Consider the following 504-nt stretch of genomic DNA (forward strand, 5'->3'; position numbering starts at 1 on the left):
GTTGCGAAGGAGGTTCCGCTGACGGAACGACAATGCGACCATAAAGCCGGAGTAGAACCAAATCCCCTCGAGGATAATGTTGTAGGCAATCAGGTTGCGCACGAAGTCCTGCTTACCCTCGACGGTGGTGATATCAAGAGTCTGCTCGGTCATCCGCTTGATGAACGCCACCTCGAAAGCTTCCTTGCGAGCCATTGAGGGGACGTGGATGTGGGATCGGTAGGCCTCGTCGCGGTCAATCGGGAAGGTTTCGAGGACATACTCGAAGGCCATACAGTGGTTGGCCTCCTCCCACATCTGCTTGGCCAGGTATAGGTGGCACTCGGCAGCGTTGACATAGGGGTAGACCCCAAAAGCCAGCGCTTTGTTGACGAGCAGCTCATTGGGGTTGAAGTAGCTCATGAGGTGGGTCAAGGCATGGTGCTCGTCTGGGGTCATCCGGGCAAAGTCGGCAAGGTCCTCATCGAGCTGAATCTCGTTGGGAAACCACGTGTTTGCCACAGC

General features: G+C 56.2%; 1 protein-coding gene. It reads right to left on the bottom strand.

From position 1 onward, the window contains the following. The coding region (locus DDE80_RS14685; RefSeq protein WP_201261553.1) for a ribonucleotide-diphosphate reductase subunit beta at positions 1 to 504 on the bottom strand (504 nt) is incomplete at both ends.

Origin of the sequence: Metalysinibacillus jejuensis, assembly GCF_003057615.1 — a bacterium.
GTDB lineage: Bacteria > Bacillota > Bacilli > Bacillales_A > Planococcaceae > Metalysinibacillus > Metalysinibacillus jejuensis.